Source organism: Sphaerisporangium sp. NPDC088356 (assembly GCF_040685555.1).
Classification (GTDB): Bacteria; Actinomycetota; Actinomycetes; order Streptosporangiales; family Streptosporangiaceae; genus Sphaerisporangium.
The window spans coordinates 42,521-57,823 of the sequence record NZ_JBFBIK010000017.1; the positions used below are offsets into that span (position 1 = coordinate 42,521).

11 protein-coding genes are annotated in these 15,303 nt (G+C 70.5%); 3 read left to right on the top strand and 8 right to left on the bottom strand.

What is annotated here, in order from left to right:
• Positions 1-48: 48 nt before the first annotated feature.
• Positions 49-666, bottom strand: a complete 618-nt coding sequence (locus tag AB0O34_RS09435) for a hypothetical protein (protein ID WP_363914435.1) — start codon at positions 664-666, stop codon at positions 49-51.
• A gap of 488 nt (positions 667-1,154) precedes the next feature.
• Here AB0O34_RS09435 and AB0O34_RS09440 point away from each other — a divergent pair, with 488 nt between their 5' ends.
• Positions 1,155-4,055 carry a family 78 glycoside hydrolase catalytic domain gene (locus AB0O34_RS09440; RefSeq protein WP_363914437.1) on the top strand — a complete coding sequence of 967 codons (2,901 nt, stop codon included), beginning with the start codon at positions 1,155-1,157 and terminating at the stop codon, positions 4,053-4,055.
• 101 nt (positions 4,056-4,156) lie between these two features.
• Here AB0O34_RS09440 and AB0O34_RS09445 read toward each other — a convergent pair whose 3' ends face one another.
• Genes AB0O34_RS09445 through AB0O34_RS09475 form a run of 7 tightly spaced genes read right to left on the bottom strand, consistent with a single transcriptional unit; the run spans position 4,157 to position 13,073 of the window.
• Positions 4,157-5,815 carry an ABC transporter ATP-binding protein gene (locus AB0O34_RS09445; RefSeq protein WP_363914439.1) on the bottom strand — a complete coding sequence of 553 codons (1,659 nt, stop codon included), beginning with the start codon at positions 5,813-5,815 and terminating at the stop codon, positions 4,157-4,159.
• Positions 5,812-6,963 carry a serine hydrolase domain-containing protein gene (locus AB0O34_RS09450; protein WP_363914441.1) on the bottom strand — a complete coding sequence of 384 codons (1,152 nt, stop codon included), beginning with the start codon at positions 6,961-6,963 and terminating at the stop codon, positions 5,812-5,814. Before AB0O34_RS09450 ends, AB0O34_RS09445 begins: the two co-directional genes overlap by 4 nt.
• The gene (locus AB0O34_RS09455) at positions 6,960-8,687 is read right to left on the bottom strand and encodes an anhydro-N-acetylmuramic acid kinase (protein WP_363914443.1); all 1,728 of its coding nucleotides are present in this window, start codon (positions 8,685-8,687) and stop codon (positions 6,960-6,962) included. Before AB0O34_RS09455 ends, AB0O34_RS09450 begins: the two co-directional genes overlap by 4 nt.
• Entirely contained in the window at positions 8,684-9,601 is a 918-nt protein-coding gene (gene murQ / locus AB0O34_RS09460) for an N-acetylmuramic acid 6-phosphate etherase (RefSeq protein ID WP_363914445.1), read from the bottom strand. Before murQ ends, AB0O34_RS09455 begins: the two co-directional genes overlap by 4 nt.
• A gap of 2 nt (positions 9,602-9,603) precedes the next feature.
• Positions 9,604-10,491 carry an ABC transporter permease gene (locus tag AB0O34_RS09465; protein WP_363914447.1) on the bottom strand — a complete coding sequence of 296 codons (888 nt, stop codon included), beginning with the start codon at positions 10,489-10,491 and terminating at the stop codon, positions 9,604-9,606.
• Positions 10,488-11,459, bottom strand: coding sequence for an ABC transporter permease (locus tag AB0O34_RS09470; RefSeq protein WP_363914449.1), 972 nt, complete (start codon positions 11,457-11,459; stop codon positions 10,488-10,490). Before AB0O34_RS09470 ends, AB0O34_RS09465 begins: the two co-directional genes overlap by 4 nt.
• A gap of 54 nt (positions 11,460-11,513) precedes the next feature.
• Positions 11,514-13,073 (bottom strand): ABC transporter substrate-binding protein, encoded by a 1,560-nt coding sequence (locus AB0O34_RS09475; RefSeq protein ID WP_363914451.1) that lies wholly within the window; start codon positions 13,071-13,073, stop codon positions 11,514-11,516.
• Between the two features lie 169 nt (positions 13,074-13,242).
• Between AB0O34_RS09475 and AB0O34_RS09480 the strand changes: the two genes are divergently transcribed.
• Together AB0O34_RS09480 and AB0O34_RS09485 are read left to right on the top strand one after the other, a co-directional pair.
• Complete coding sequence (locus AB0O34_RS09480) at positions 13,243-14,145, top strand: MurR/RpiR family transcriptional regulator (RefSeq protein WP_363914453.1); 903 nt, start codon at positions 13,243-13,245, stop codon at positions 14,143-14,145.
• Positions 14,146-14,187: 42 nt separating this feature from the next.
• Entirely contained in the window at positions 14,188-15,300 is a 1,113-nt protein-coding gene (locus tag AB0O34_RS09485) for a CapA family protein (protein ID WP_363914455.1), read from the top strand.
• Positions 15,301-15,303: the final 3 nt, after the last annotated feature.

Below are 15,303 nucleotides of genomic sequence, written 5' to 3' on the forward strand. Positions count from 1 at the left end.
CGTACGCGGCGGGCCGCCCCGGCGATCGGAGCGGCGCGCCGCGCGAGGTCAGGCCGAGAAGTCGACACGGAAGGCATAGAAACCCTCGTTCGTCGCGCCGGTCAGCGTCAGACGGGCCCCGCTGCTTCCGATCGTGCCGCTGATGCGGGTGCCGGTCTGGAGCGCGTAGACCATGGGGATGGTCCCGAGGCCGGAACGGCAGGGAATCAGATCCTGCTGGCCGAAGAAGGTGTTGTAGGTCGTGGCCTTGTCGGTGTGCGAGGCCACAAGGCGTCCGGAGAACCTGCCGCTGCCGCTGTACGAGCTGGTCCAGTAGTTGAGCAGCACTCCCGGGGGCTTGGCCACCGCCGCCGAACCGACCTGGAACGATCCGGTCGCGCCGATGGATCCGACGTAGAACAGCCACGTGAAGGGATTGCGCTCGACGTATCCGCCGTACGTCTTGCGCGGGCCGGTGCTGAACTGTGCGCTGGTCCGGTAGGAGGTGCGGCCGGTCAGCCGGCGGCCGCCGCCGTTGCCGCAGTAGTCGTAACTCTCCAGGATCACGGTGGCCCTGCCTCGGAAGACCTTCGCGGTGGAGGCCTTCGCGGCCGAAGCGGGGGCGACCAGCGCCGTCACGAGACTCAGCGCGATCAGCGCGCCTAAGGTGATCAGCCTTTTCTTCATCGGTGTCCTCCAGAGCAGGAGCGGAGCACGAGCGCACGGCGATGATGTCAGCTCTGGAACGGTTCAACCCCATCAAATGATTGGATTTCCGTGGCCGGATTTCGGTGGGTGGCGGTGGCCTTCCGGAACCACGTTGGACCGGATTTTTCACGACTCAGAGGAGCGTGCGGGTCTTTACAGAGACTTGTCAATATGTGAGGGACGTCGCCGTGCGCGGCAGTCGTCGGGCCGACGCTCGGTGAAACGGGCCGCACGTGGGGATCAACCGCTTGTCTTCCGGCCGTCAAGGGCGGCCGTCAATGGGCTATTGACGGCCGGGGCCGGTTGTTTTATCTTCCTCTGGAAATTAAAACGTTTTTCAGCGGGCTGCCTGGCGGCAGGCCCTGTACGTCGACCTGACCTCCGCCGTCCGAGCCGGGTCCAACACGGTCGCCATAGCGGCGCGCAACACCACGGCGAGCCCGGCGGGAGTGATCGCCAGGCTCAGGGTGACCACCGCCGGTGGCACGGTCGACCTGGTCACCGACGGCGCCTGGAAGGCCGCGAGCACGGTCACCCCCGGCTGGACCGAGCCCGGGTTCGCCGATGGATCCTGGCCCGCGGCGGCGGTCTCCGGCACCTACGGGGCCGCTCCCTGGGGCACCGGTGTGGCGGCCCCCGACCTCGCCGCCGCCTCGCCGCTCACCGTCGGCGCCCCGACCACCGAACGGCGGCCCACGCCCATAGGCGTCGACGCGTCCACCCCTCGCTTCGGGTGGCAGCTCACCGGCGGCTCGGGTGAGCAGGTCCAGGCGGCGTACCAGATCATCGTCGCCTCCACCGAGAGCGGAGCCCAGTCCGGCACCGGCGACCTCTGGAACAGCGGGCGGGTGGTCTCCGGCCGGTCCGTCGACGCGGTCTACAGCGGCGGAACGCTGGCGTCCGGCACACGCTACTACTGGCGGGTCCGGGTCTGGGACACCCAGGGCCGGGTGGGCGCCTGGGGGCCGGTCACGTGGTTCGAGACCGGCCTGTTCGCCCCGTCCACAGAATGGCAGGCCGACTTCGTCGGCGCCCCGGCCGGCACGCCCGCCCTGGCGGGGGCCAGCTGGATCTGGTACCCCGAGGGTGACCCCGCGTCGAGCGTGCCGGTGGGCACCCGCTTCCTCAGGCGCACGTTCACGCTGCCCGCCGGCACGATCGGCCGGGCCCGCCTCACCGTCACCGGCGACGACACCGCCGACGTGTGGGTGAACGGCAGACAGGTCAGCTCCTCGCCGAGGGGCGTCGACTCGTGGAAGTCCGCCGCCGTCGTCGACGTCGCGGCCTGGCTGCGGGCGGGCGCAACACCCTCGCGATCTCAGCGGAGAACACCACCGCCTCACCGGCCGGGGTGGTCGCCGCGCTGGAGGTCGACGTGGCGGGAGCGGGTACGACCAGGCTCGTCACCGATGCCGGGTGGAAGGCCTCGCAGAGCGGGCCATCGGGCTGGCAGAACGCCGGGTTCCGTGCGTTTCACCGACGGCACCACCCAGACCGTCCGCACCGACTCCTCGTGGCGCACCGCGCCGAGCCCGATCCGCGTGGACGACCTCTACCAGGGCGAGGAGTACGACGCGCGGGCCGTCCGCGCCGGCTGGGACACCGCCGCGTACGACGACGCCGGGTGGGCCGCGGTCACCGTCCGAGGCGGCGCCAAGCCGCACCTCGTCTCGGCCGTCGATCCCGGCGTCGCCGTGCAGGCGAGCATCACCCCGGTCTCGGTGGCCCAGCCCAAGCCCGGTGTGTGGGTCCTCGACCTGGGGCAGAACTTCGCGGGCTGGAACCGGCTGCGCGTGCGCGGAGCGGCCGGCACCACGGTGACCATGCGCCACGCCGAGGTGCTCAACTCCGACGGCACCATCTACACCGCCAACCTGCGCGCGGCCCGCCAGACCGACCGTTTCACCCTCGCGGGGACCGGCGCCGACGAGGTGTACGAGCCGAGGTTCACCGTGCACGGCTACCGCTACGTCGAGCTCACCGGCTTCCCCGGCACGCCCACGACCGCCAGCGTCACCGGGCTCGCCGCGTGGACCAACGGCCAGGCGACCGGCACCTTCACCTCGTCCAACGCGCTGGTCAACCAACTGCAGCACAACATCCTGTGGGGAGCGCGCTCCAACATGCTCTCGGTCCCGACCGACTGCCCGCAGCGTGACGAGCGGCTGGGCTGGACGGGGGACATCGGCATCTTCGCCGCCACCTCGACCTTCAACTTCGACGTTTACGGGCTTCTCGACAAGTTCGCCGACGACCTGGCCGACGCCCAGCACGCCGACGGCGCCTTCACCGACGTGGTGCCCGACGTCTGCTGCGGGGCGGGCAAGGCGGGCTGGGCGGACGCGGGCGTCATCGTCCCTTACACGGTCTGGCAGCGCTACGGGGACGTGCGCGTCGTCGACGAGCACTTCACCGCGATGAAACGCTGGGTCGACTACTCCAAGAGCACCGCGGGATCCGACCTGATACGCAACCAGGACACCTACGGCGACTGGCTCAACGTCAACGACGACACCGCCAAGGACCTGATCTCCACCGCGTTCTTCGGCCACAGCGCCCGGCTGCTCGCGCAGATGGCCGCCGCGACCGGACGCACCTCCGACGCCGCCACGTACGGCACGCTCGCCGACCAGGTGGCACAGGCGTTCACCAGCAGGTTCGTGGCGGCCGACGGCACCGTGTCCGGCAACACCCAGACCGGTTACGTCCTCGCGCTGGCGTTCGGCCTGGTGCCCGACGCCCGGGTGCAGCCCGTCGCCGACAAGCTCGCGGCCAAGGTGGCGGCGAGCGGTGGCCACCTCAGCGTGGGCTTCCTCGGCGTCGAGAACCTGTTGCCCGTGCTGGCCGACCACGGTCACCTGGACACCGCGTACCAGATCCTGCTGCAGCCTGGATATCCCGGCTGGGGCTACTTGAACAGCCGCGGGGCCACCACGATCTGGGAGCGCTGGGACGGCATCCGCACCGACGGCTCCCCGCAGGACCCCGGCATGAACTCCTTCAACCACTACGGTCTCGGTTCGGTGGGCGACTGGCTGTACCGCTCGGTCGGCGGCCTCGGTCCCGACGCCCGTGATCCCGGCTACCGCCGGATCACCATCGCGCCCCGGCCGGGCGGCGGCCTCACCTCCGGCAAGGCCGACCTGCGCACCCCGTACGGCAGGGCGCTGAGCGACTGGTCCATCACCGGCGGCACACTTACCCTGCGAGTGGAGATCCCGGCCAACGCCACCGCCACCATCAAGGTCCCGGCCGCGTCGTCCTCGGCCGTGACCGCACCCGCTCAGGCGGCATCGATGGGCTACACGGACGGCGCGGCGGCCTTCCAGCTCGGTGCCGGCTCCTACACCTTCACCGCCCCCGCCTGACCGCGACCCGCTGAACCCGGCGTCCCCTGGGGCGGCCCGTCGTTCGACGAGCCGCCCCACCGCTTAGAAGGGGCAGGGGCGCGAACGTCTGACCGCCCGCGTTACGCCGCTCGCCGGGTGCCGGGGATCGCGGCCAGCAGCTCGCGGGTGTACTCGGCCCGGGGATGTTCGAAGATCTCGCGCGGGGTGCCGGACTCCACGATGCGCCCGGCCCGCATCACGTGCACGGAGTGGGAGATCATGCGCACGACCGCGAGGTCGTGGCTGATGAACAGGTAGCTGAGTGAGAGCTCCCTCTGGAGCTCGGCGAGCAGCTCCAGGATCTGTGCCTGCACGAGGACGTCGAGCGCCGAGACGGCCTCGTCGAGCACGACGAGCTCGGGCGACAGCGCGAGCGCTCTCGCGATCGCCACGCGCTGGCGCTGCCCGCCGGAGAGCTCGTGCGGGAGCCGTTCGGCCATCGACGAGGGCAGCGACACCTGGTCGAGCAGCCGGGCCACGGCCTGCTTCCTGCTCGACGCGGTGCCGACGCGGTGCACCCGTAGCGGTTCCAAGATTGACTTCTCGACGGTGTAGCGGGGGTCGAGCGAGGCGTAGGGGTTCTGGAAGACGGGCTGGACCCGGCGGCGGAACGCGAACAGCTCGCGCCGCCGCAGCGAGGTGAGGTCGGTGCCGTCGAAGAGGATCCGTCCTGAGGTGATGTCGTCGAGGCCGAGCAGCAGGTTCGCGGTGGTCGACTTGCCCGATCCGGACTCGCCGACGATGGAGACGGTCTGGCCGCGCGGGATGCTCAGGCTGACCTCGTCGACCGCCGTGAACCGGGTGGCGACGCCGGTGCCCGCCGCGCGGATCGTGAAGTCCTTGCGCAGGTTCTCGATCTCGACGAGGTTCCCGGCCGAGGCGGGCGGGTGGGACTCGGCCCGGTCCCGCGTGGTCGCGGCGGGCGCCGGCACCATGGTGGTGGAGGACAGGCTGGGAACCGCCCTGAGCAGCCGCTCGGTGTACTCGTGCCGGGGGTCGGCGAGGATCTCGGATGCGACGCCCGCCTCGACGATCTCACCTCGGTACATGACGACGACGGTGTCGGCACGTTCCGCCGCGAGGGCGAGGTCGTGCGTGATGAGGAACACCGCAGTGCCCATGTCCTCGGTGAGCGTCTCCAGCTGGTCGAGGATGCGCCGCTGCACGGTGACGTCGAGCGCGGAGGTGGGCTCGTCGGCGATGAGGAGCTTCGGCCGGCAGGCCAGGCCCATGGCGATGAGCGCGCGCTGGCGCATGCCGCCCGAGAACTCGTGCGGGTACTGGTCCGCCCGTCGTGCCGGGTCGGGGATGCCGACCATCTCCAGCAGCTCGACCACGCGTGCGCGCGCGGCCCTGCCGGTGGCGCGCCCGTGGACTTCGAGGGCCTCGGCTACCTGGTCGCCGATGCGCATGAGCGGGTTGAGGTTGGACATCGGATCCTGGGGCACGAGCCCGATCGCCGCTCCCCGGATCGCGGTCATCTCCCGCTCGCTCGCCCGGGCCAGGTCGCGTCCCTCGAAGATGACCTCGCCGCCCGTGATGCGGCCGTTCTCCGGCAGGAGCCGGTTGACCGCGGCCGCCGTGGTCGACTTCCCGGAACCCGACTCGCCGACGACCGCCACGGTCTGGCCCGGAAGGATCTCCATCGAGACGTTCTTCACGACCGTGACGTCCTGACGGCCTGTGCGGAACGCGACCGACAGGTTACGGAGTTCCAGGAGTGGGGTGGGGGTCGTCATGTTCTCTCTTCGATCTCTGTCGCGGTGGCCTTCAGCAGTTCATGCCAGAGCGCCTCGCCGGGTACGGGGGTTCCCTCGACCAGCAGGCGGTTGCTCGCCAGGGCGAGGGCGACGCCGCGATCGGGTACGAAGCCGACGGCGCATCCGACATGGCCGGGATGGCCGAGCACCGTGAGGGTCTCGCCGCCGAGTTCCAGCCGGTACCTGCGGAAACCGAGCGCCTGGGCCTCGTCGGGGCCCGCGGCGAAGAACTCCCGCGCGACCTCGGGCCGTACGAGCGTGTCGTGCTCGCGGTAGCCGGCGAGCGCGGTCGCGAAACGCAGCAGATCGGGGACCGTGGAGAAGAGCCCGGCGTGGCCCGAGACCCCGCCGAAGGCGTGGTAGGCGTTGCCGTCGGCGACCTGCCCGTGCACGGGCCCGCGGCGCCAGCCGGCGAAGTCGCCGCTGCGATGGGGCACGGGGTACGGCAGCCCCGAGTCGAGCATGGCGATCTCGATCCGGTCGTCGCGTGCCCCCGTCGCCACGGGTTCGCCCGCCGGTCGCGCGTATCGGGTCGCGTCGAGGCCGAGCGGCCCGGTCACGAGGTCGGACACCGCCTGTTGGAGGCCGAGACCGGTGACGGAGGTGATGACGCGCCCCAGCAGGATGAAACCGAGGTCGGAGTAGTGGCGCTCCGCACGCGGCTGGTAGCGCAGGGGCAGCTCCTCGGCGACGCGGTGGGCCTCCTCCGGGCCGTCGGCCGCGATGTAGAGGGGGTGCCACTCCCACAGTCCCCCGCGGTGCAGGAGCAGATCGCGTACGGTGACGCTCTCCTTCCCGCCGCCGTGGAAGCCGGGAAGGTAGCGGTTCACCTCCGTGTCCAGGTCGACGATCCGGTCGGACACCAGGCGCATGAGCGCCGTCGTGGTGCCGACGACCTTGGTCACCGAGGCGAGATCGTGGTGCGTGCCGATCGTCAGGGGATCCTCGCCCTCGCGCACGCCGTCCTGCCAGCGGACGGTGCGGTGACCGGCGCACGCGGTCGCGTCGAACCACGGGGTCCGCGCCGCCAGGGCGACGCCTGGGGGCGGACGCAGGTCGTGTGGGGCGGCCGGTCCGCCGGGGGGAGCCGAGACGAGGCGCTCCGCGGCCGAGGCGAGGGCGTTCATCCCTGACACTCCTCCACGTCCCGCGCCGGGCTCGCCGGGTGTTGCTTCACCAGGCGGATCTCGGGCTCGCCGAACTCGGCCGTGGTGCGGGACCCGCCGTCCGGCACCCAGCCCTGGCGACGGTAGAAGCCGACCGAGGGCTCGTTGTCGCGGAACACCCACAGCAACGCCCGCGAGGCGCCGGCGGCCGAGAGCGCGGACTCCGCCGCCCGCAGTAGACCGGCGCCGAGCCCCCTGCCCTGGACGCCCGGGTCCACGTAGAGCGAGTGCACCATGCCGTCGCCGTCGTCCTGGCGTACGTACCGCGTCACGCCGAGCACCGAGGAGGTGCCGCCCCGGTGGCCGAGGGCGACGACGACCTCGGCCCGCCCCGGTTCCTCCAGCACCCTGGTCCAGAGCGCCCGCGCCCGATCCCGCGTCATGCTCGCGACCAGGCGCGCGGGCAGGACCCGCGCGTAGCTGTCGTGCCAGCACGAGAGGAAGACCTCGACGATTCCATCGAGATCATCACGTGTCGCCAGGCGGAGGGTGGGGGGCATCGCGTCCTGCTCGGCGTGCCGCCGGGTCAGTGTGAGCGCGCGAGGAGCCTCGGTGGCCGGGGCGGGAAGGACGAGCGGCCCCGCTCCCGGCGTGAGGGTGCCGAGGACGCGGGCGGCGCGGGCTCCCGTGCCCGCCGGCACGGTTCCCGGCAGGCCGTGCGCGGTGTGCCAGCCGATGAGGGCGAAGGCGATCGCCTCCTTGTCGTCGGCGGGAGCGCCGTACTCGTCGGAGAGCCCGATGGTCACGCCCGGCAGGGCGCGGCGCAGGCCGTCCATCAGCACGGGGTTGCGGCACCCGCCACCGGAGGCGATGACGAGGTCCACGCCACCCGCGGCCAGATCCCTCGCGACCGTGCGAACGGTGAGCTCGGTGAGGGTCGCCACGAGGTCGGCCGCCCCGGGCCGGCTGCCGGCCTTCGCCATCGCGTCCTCGACATAGGCCAGGTGGAAGTGCTCCTTGCCCGTGCTCTTCGGGGCGGGCCACCGGTAGTAGGGGTCGTCGAGCAGGACCCCGAGAAGGCGCTCGTCGACCGTCCCGGAGGCGGCGATCCGCCCGTCCTCGTCGAATCCCCGCTCGCTGAGCCCGTCGCTCACCACGACGGCGTCGATCAGCGCGTTCGCCGGGCCGATGTCGTAGGCGATGAGGTCACCCGCGCCGCGCATCAGCGTCATGTTGGCGATGCCGCCCAGGTTGAGCGCGGCGGCGGTGCCCTCGTGGCCCGCGAGCAGGAGAGCGTCGAGCAGGGAGACGAGAGGAGCGCCGTGGCCGCCGGCCGTGATGTCGCGGACACGCACGTCGGAGAGCACCGGCGTGCCCGTACGCTCGGCGATCCAGGCGGGCTGGCCTATCTGCAGGGTGCCAAGGGCGTGCGCGCCGTCCACCCAGTGGAACACGGTCTGGCCGTGCGAGACGATGAGGTCGACCGCACCGGCTTCCGCGATCGCCGTGGCCGCGACCTCGGCGAAGCTCTGGCCGATGAGGGTGTCGAGCTCGCACATCTCGGCGAGGGTGGTCGCCGCAGGGGGGAGCGCCTCGATGAGGCGGGCGCGGAGTCCGGCCGGGTAGGGCGTGCTCGCGGTGTACTCCACCACTCCGCTGAGCGTGCCGCCGGAGCCGTCGAAGTCGACCAGGGCCGCGTCGATGCCGTCGTGCGAGGTGCCGGAGATCATGCCGAGGATTCTCATGACTGCTCTCCGAGCGCGACCCGGAGCCGGCCGCTGCTCTCGATGAGGCGTGCCATGGCCTCCTGGGGGGTGAGGCCGAGGCGGAAGGCCACGATCGCCTGTTTCACGTTGTAGTCGTTTCTGTCGAGGGTCCTGATCGCCTCGTCCCGCCTGGCGCCGGTGATCGTGCGCATGATGCGGATCGCCCGCTCGCGCAGCTTCTCGTTGGTGGCCTTGACGTCGACCATCAGGTTGCCGTACGTCTTGCCCAGCTGAACCATGACGATCGTCGAGAACATGTTGAGCACGAGCTTCTGCGCGGTGCCTGCCTTGAGCCGGGTGGAGCCGCTCACCACCTCCGGCCCCACGATCACCTCGATCGCGTGCTCGGCCGCCTCACTCAGCGGGCTCCCGGCGTTGCACGAGAGCCCCACGGTCAACGCCCCGCGCTCCCGCGCCCGCCGGATCGCCGAGAGGACGAACGGGGTGCGTCCGCTTGAGGTGATTCCGACCACGGTGTCGAGCGAGCCGACGCCGGCGGCCTCGATCGCGGCGACCGCGGCGTCCGTGTCGTCCTCGGCCCCCTCCGACGGGGAGACGATCGCGCTGTGGCCGCCCGCCATGATGCCGAAGACCTGCTCCGGCGGGGTGCCATAGGTGGGTGGGCACTCCGAGGCGTCGAGCACCCCGAGCCGCCCGGGGGTTCCCGCGCCGACGTAGATGAGGCGTCCACCGGCCTTCATCCGGTCCGTCGCGGTCTCGATCGCGCTCGTGATCTGGGGGAGCGCCCGGGCGATCGCGCCGGGCACCGTGGTGTCGGCCTCGTTCATGGCCGCCGCGAGCTCGGCCACCGTCATTGTGTCGATTTCCGTGTACCGGGGGTCGGTGGCCTCTGTCGTGAGATCACCGAGCCGGGCGAATTCGGAAGAGTTCACGATCAACGCTTTCCTCGGTTTCTCGGATCGAGAGTGTCGCGCAGGCCGTCGCCGAGGAGGTTGAGCCCGACGACGAGCAGCACGACGACGGCTCCGGGCGCGATCATCGTCCACGGAGCGATGGAGACCAGGGTGCGGGCCTCGAAGATCATCGACCCGAGCGACGGCGAGGGCGGAGGTGTGCCGAGGCCGAGGAAGCTCAGGGACGCCTCGGTGAGAACCGCCCAGGACAGGGATAGGGCCACCTGGATGATGACGATCGAGGTGATGTTCGGCAGCACGTGCCGCATCATGATCATTACCCGGCTCTGACCGGTGCTCGTGGCCGCCTTCACGTACTCGATCTCCCGCAGGGAGAGAACGGGGCCGCGGGTGACGCGGATGAAGATGGGCACGTAGACGATCGCGATCGCGACGGCCACCGTGAACCGGTTGCGGTCGAACACCGATGCGAGCGACAGCGCCAGCAGCAGCGGTGGGAAGGCGAACAGCACGTTCGTCACCCCGCCGATGACGCCGTCGGCGAAGCCGCGGTAGAAGCCGGCGACGAGCCCTCCCATGGTGCCGATGACCGCGGAGAAGGCCACGGCGACGACCGAGATGAGCGCCGAGCTCGCGGCGCCCGCCGCGACGCGGGAGAAGATGTCGCGGCCGAACTGGTCGGTGCCGAGCAGGTGCTCGTGCGACGGAGGCAGGAGACGCGCGGGCGGGTTCTGGGCGATCGGGTCGTAGGGGAGCGCGTGGAAGAAGGACAGCAGCGAGACGATCGCCAGCACCACGACGATGACGAGGCCGGCGAGGCCGCTCGGGCTCCTCAGCAGGCCCCGGCAACGGTGGGCACCCCTGTGTGCGCCCGGCGGAATCTGCGCGGTCTGCGCGATATCGGTCATCGGGCTCTCACCCTGGGGTCGATGACGCGGTAGAGGACGTCGGTCAGCAGGTTGACGATGACGAACGTCAGCGCGATGACCAGGACCGTGCTCTGGACGACCGCGTACTCCTTCTGCTGGATGCCGAGCAGGACCTGCCGGCCGATGCCGGGGACCGAGAAGATCTGCTCGACGACGACGGCCCCGCCCAGCAGGTAGCCGAACTGCAGGCCGGTCATCGTGACGATCGGGACGAGCGCGTTGCCGAGAACGTGCTTGGTCTGCAGGCGTCGCGCCGGGACGCCCTTGGCACGCGCGGTGCGGACGAAGTCGTCCGAACGGACCTCGAGAACGGCGGTCCGCGTGGTGCGCAGGATGGGCGCCGCGATGCCGAACCCCAGCACGAGCGCGGGCATGAGCATCTGCCGCAGGTTGAGCAGGGGATCGGAGAAGAGGGTCGCGTACCCCTGGCCGTTCGGGTTGAAGCCGAACGAGGACGCGAAGACGGACAGCAGGGTCGTCGCGAGAAGGAAGGCCGGGATCGAGAGGCCGGCGAGGCTGACGAACTGGCCCACGGCGTCCCTGGGGGAGTCGGGTTTCGAGGCCGCCAGCATGCCGAGCGGGACGCCGACCAGCAGGGCGAGGATGATCGATAGCACGGCCAGCTCGAAGGTGACCGGCAAGGAATGCAGGGTGAGGTCGAGCACGCTCTGCTGGGCGCGCGCCGAGTAGCCGAGGTTGCCGGTGAAGAGGTTGCCGAGCCAGGAGAAGAACTGCGTGAACAGCGGCTGGTCGAGACCGTAGTAGCGCTGGAGGGCCTCCTGCTGGGCCGGGGACAGCGCCGCGGCCTCCGTGCCGAGCCCCGCGGTGATCTGGTTGCCGGGTATCGCGCGGAGCATGACGAACACGAAGACGGCCACGCCGAGGAGTGTGCCGATCATGCTCGCCGCGCGCCGCGCGACGCGGTTGCGGATGAGTGTCTGCAGCATATGCCTGGGTCCTCGCCCCTGGTGGGGTGCCACGGGGGCACCCCAGGAAGGCGGCTAGTTGACGGCCGTGGTGCGCAGGTACTGGAGGGAACCGTTCGCCATCGGGGTGAAGCCCTGTACCTGGGAGGTGGTCGCGGTGTAGGTGTAGCCCGTGAACAGCCAGACCCACGGCGCGTTGTTCTCGAGCTCCGTGGACACCTTGTCGTAGATCGCCTTGCGCTCGCCCTGATCGGTCGCCGCCTTGCCCTCGGCGAAGAGCTTGTCGAGCTCCGGCGAGCTGTAGCCGGTCACCTTGTTGAGGTTTCCCTTGCTGGTGAAGTAGCGGCTGTACATGCCGTCGGGGTCGGGGCGTCCGCCGTTCAGGGCGACGGCCGCGTCGAAGTCGCCGGCCACCCAGCGGTCTACGTACGCGCCGGACTCCAGCACCTCGAGGTCGAGGTTGATCTTGGCCTCGGCCAGCTGCGCCTTGAGGCTCTGGGCCTCGTTGACCGACGTCGAGTACTCGCCCTGGGAGACGATCGTCTTGATCGTCACCCCGGAGCTCTTCCCGGCCTTGCCGAGGTACTCGGCGGCCTTGCCGGGATCGCGTGTGGGGCAGGGACGCTGGTCGGGGTTCGACTTGAAGGCGGGCGCCGTGATGGGCCCGGTCACCGTGCCCTCGCCGAGGGCGGCGGTGTCGAGCACCTGCTTGCGGTCGACCGCGCACTGGACGGCGAGGCGCACGTTGACGTCGGTGAGGTCGCCGCGGCGCGCGTTGAGCTGCAGGACGTGGTAGCTCAGCTGCGGGGTCTTGGCCACCGTGAGCTGCGCCGCCGCCGCGGTCTTGGCCACGAGCGGGTCGTCGAAGACCGCGAGCTGCACGTTGCCCGACTGCATCGCGGAGACGATGGAGGACTCGTCGGGGATCACGCGGAACTCGACGCCGGCCAGCTTCGGCTTCTCGTCGCCCCAGTACTTCTCGTTCTTGACGAGGTTGAGCGACTGGCCCGCGACCCGGTTCTTCAGGACGAACGGCCCGGTGCCGTCGGGGGTCGTGTTGAGCGACGCCTCGGTGTCGTCCGAGGAGAGCATGGCCATGTTGACCACGGCGAGGTTCGACGGCAGGGCCGCGTCCGGCGTGCTGAGGTGCAGCACCACGGTCTTCGGGTCGGGCGCGTCGACCGAGGTGACCGAGGCCAGCGAGGCGCTCGCGACGGCGGCGGTGGCCTCGTCCTTGATCTTGTCGAGTGAGGACTTGACGTCCTTGGAGTCGAAGGCGCTGCCGTCGCTGAAGGTGACGCCGTCACGCAGAGCGAAGGTCAGCGTGCGGCCGTCCTTCGACGTCTCCCACGACGTGGCCAGCCCCGGTACGACGTTGAGGTCCTTGTCGAACTCGGTGAGGGTGCCATAGATGTTCTGCAGGACGTTCACCGCCTGGAACTGCGTGGCCTTCCAGGGAAAGAGCGTGTCGGGGTCGGACGTCACGCCCACCACGAGGCTGCCGCCGGTTCCGCCCGCGGCGCCGGGCTTCGCTGCCGGCGTCGAGGACGAGCACCCGGTGAGCGCGGCGGACGCCGCCGTGGCGACCCCGATCGCCAGGAGGGCGCCACGGGTCATCCGTGATCTGTGCCACATATGGTCTCCTCAGTGACATTCGATGCTGCTCTGCCGGCGCGCTGAGCAGCCGCGCGGTCACCGAGGAAGCATCCGTGGTCCAAGTAGGGCATAAAAGTACACGCGTTGGTTTGGTTTGTGTAATTTTATTGCCGTGATGACCGGACAACGCTGGGGCGAGGGAGTCGGGATGAGTGCAGGCGGGGCCGGTCACACGGACTCGGGGGTGGTCCTGGTACGGATCCGGGCGGCCTTACCCGGGTTACGGCCATCGGAGAAGCGCCTGGCGCAGGTCTTCCTCGACAACCCGGCGGAGGCCGCCAACCTGTCGATCGCGGAGCTCGCCGCCCGGTGCGGCACCTCGACCACCTCGGTCGTGCGCTTCTACCAGCGCATGGGCTACGCCCACTACAAGGACTTCCGGATCGACCTGACCCGGGAGGTGACGCGGGAAGAGCTCACGACATCGAACATCTCCGAGATGTCCGGCGACATCGACCGCGACGACACGCTGGACGAGATCGTCGCCAAGGTGGCGATGAACGAGACGCTCTCCATCGCCGACACCGCCCGCACGCTCGACACCGAAGCGCTCGGCCGTGCCGTCGCGCTCGTGCTCTCGGCCCGCCGCCTCGACAGCTTCGGCGTCGGCGCGAGCTCCTTCGTCGGGCTCGACCTCCAGCAGAAACTCACCCGCATCGGCCGGACGGCCATCAACTGGCGTGACCCGCACTCGGCCTGGACCTCCGCGGCCACCCTCGACGACGCCTGTGTCGCCATCGCCATCTCGCACACCGGCGCGACCGTCGACACCGTCGAGTTCCTCGCGATCGCCCGCAAGGCCGGCGCCGCGACGATCGCCATCACGAACTTCCGCGAGTCACCGCTCGCCGCGACGGCCGACATCGTGCTCACCACCGCCGCGCGGGAGACCAGGTTCCGCTCCGGCGCGCTCGGCAGCCGCATCGCCCAGCTCATGGTGGTCGACTGCCTGTTCACGGGCGTCGCCCAGGCCTCCTACGACGCGTCGATGGAGGCGTTGCGCAGCACCTACACCATCGTCCACGACCGCGGTGCCCACAGGCGCGCCTGATCTGCCGAGGTGCCGTTGCCGGGGCTCGCCTAGCATGGAGAGATGCGCGCCGATCCGGTGACGTTGTTCCTCTGCGGTGACGTCATGCTCGGCCGGGGAGTCGACCAGATCCTTCCGCACCCCGGCGATCGGGCACTGCGGGAGCCCTGCGTCCAGGACGCCCTTGACTACGTCACGCTGGCGGAGGCGGCGCACGGTCCGATTCCTCGTCCGGCCGGCTTCTTCTGGCCGTGGGGTGACGCCCTGCGGACGCTGGAGGAGGCCGCGCCGGATGTCCGGGTGGTGAACCTGGAGACGAGCGTCACGCGAAGCGACGAGTTCGCACCGCGGAAAGCCGTGCACTACCGGATGAACCCAGCCAACCTTCCCTGCTTGGCCGCCGCCCGCCCCGATGCCTGCGTACTGGCGAACAACCACGTGCTCGACTTCGGCCGCCGGGGCCTCGCGGAAACGCTCGACGCCCTGGCCGGTGCCGGGCTACGGGCGGTGGGGGCCGGTCGGCAGCTGAGCGAGGCGCGGCGGCCCGCGGTCGTCACGGTCGACGGTGGCGGGCGGGTCCTGGTCTTCTCCTGGGGGATGGCGTCCAGCGGCGTTCCGCCGTCGTGGGCGGCGACCCCAGAACGAGCCGGGGTTGATTTCCTCCCCGAGCCGCCGGAAACCGGCACGACCGAGGTGGCCGAGCGCGTGCGGCAGGTGAAGCGCCCTGGTGACGTCGCGGTCGCATCCATCCACTGGGGCTCCAACTGGGGCTACGACGTTTCCCGAAGCCAGACGCGTCTTGCCCACGGGCTGGTCGATGGTGGTGTCGACGTCGTGCACGGGCACTCTTCCCACCATCCCCGGCCCATCGAGGTGTACCGCGACAGGCTCATCCTCTACGGCTGCGGCGACCTCGTCGACGACTACGAGGGCATCACCGGCTACGAGGAGTACCGGGACGACCTGCGGCTGATGTACTTCGTCTCGCTGGAGCCGGGGTCCGGGAAGCTGGCCGGTCTCCGGATGACGCCCATGCGGGCTCGTCGGCTGCGTCTCCAGCACGCCTCCCGTGAAGAGTCCGAGTGGCTTCAGGCGGTTCTCGACAGGGTCAGCCGTGACTTCGGGTCACGAGTCGACCTGGAGCCGGACGGCACGCTCGCTCTCCGGAGAGCGTAGGCG

What these genes read in the sequence shown, in the direction of transcription:
- AB0O34_RS09480 (WP_363914453.1), top strand. Translation starts at nt 13,243, where the DNA reads ATGAGTGCAGGCGGGGCCGGTCACACGGACTCGGGGGTGGTCCTGGTA.
- AB0O34_RS09435 (WP_363914435.1), bottom strand. Translation starts at nt 666, where the DNA reads ATGAAGAAAAGGCTGATCACCTTAGGCGCGCTGATCGCGCTGAGTCTC.
- AB0O34_RS09475 (WP_363914451.1), bottom strand. Translation starts at nt 13,073, where the DNA reads ATGTGGCACAGATCACGGATGACCCGTGGCGCCCTCCTGGCGATCGGG.
- AB0O34_RS09445 (WP_363914439.1), bottom strand. Translation starts at nt 5,815, where the DNA reads ATGACGACCCCCACCCCACTCCTGGAACTCCGTAACCTGTCGGTCGCG.
- AB0O34_RS09470 (WP_363914449.1), bottom strand. Translation starts at nt 11,459, where the DNA reads ATGCTGCAGACACTCATCCGCAACCGCGTCGCGCGGCGCGCGGCGAGC.
- AB0O34_RS09485 (WP_363914455.1), top strand. Translation starts at nt 14,188, where the DNA reads ATGCGCGCCGATCCGGTGACGTTGTTCCTCTGCGGTGACGTCATGCTC.
- AB0O34_RS09450 (WP_363914441.1), bottom strand. Translation starts at nt 6,963, where the DNA reads ATGAACGCCCTCGCCTCGGCCGCGGAGCGCCTCGTCTCGGCTCCCCCC.
- AB0O34_RS09465 (WP_363914447.1), bottom strand. Translation starts at nt 10,491, where the DNA reads ATGACCGATATCGCGCAGACCGCGCAGATTCCGCCGGGCGCACACAGG.
- AB0O34_RS09455 (WP_363914443.1), bottom strand. Translation starts at nt 8,687, where the DNA reads ATGAGAATCCTCGGCATGATCTCCGGCACCTCGCACGACGGCATCGAC.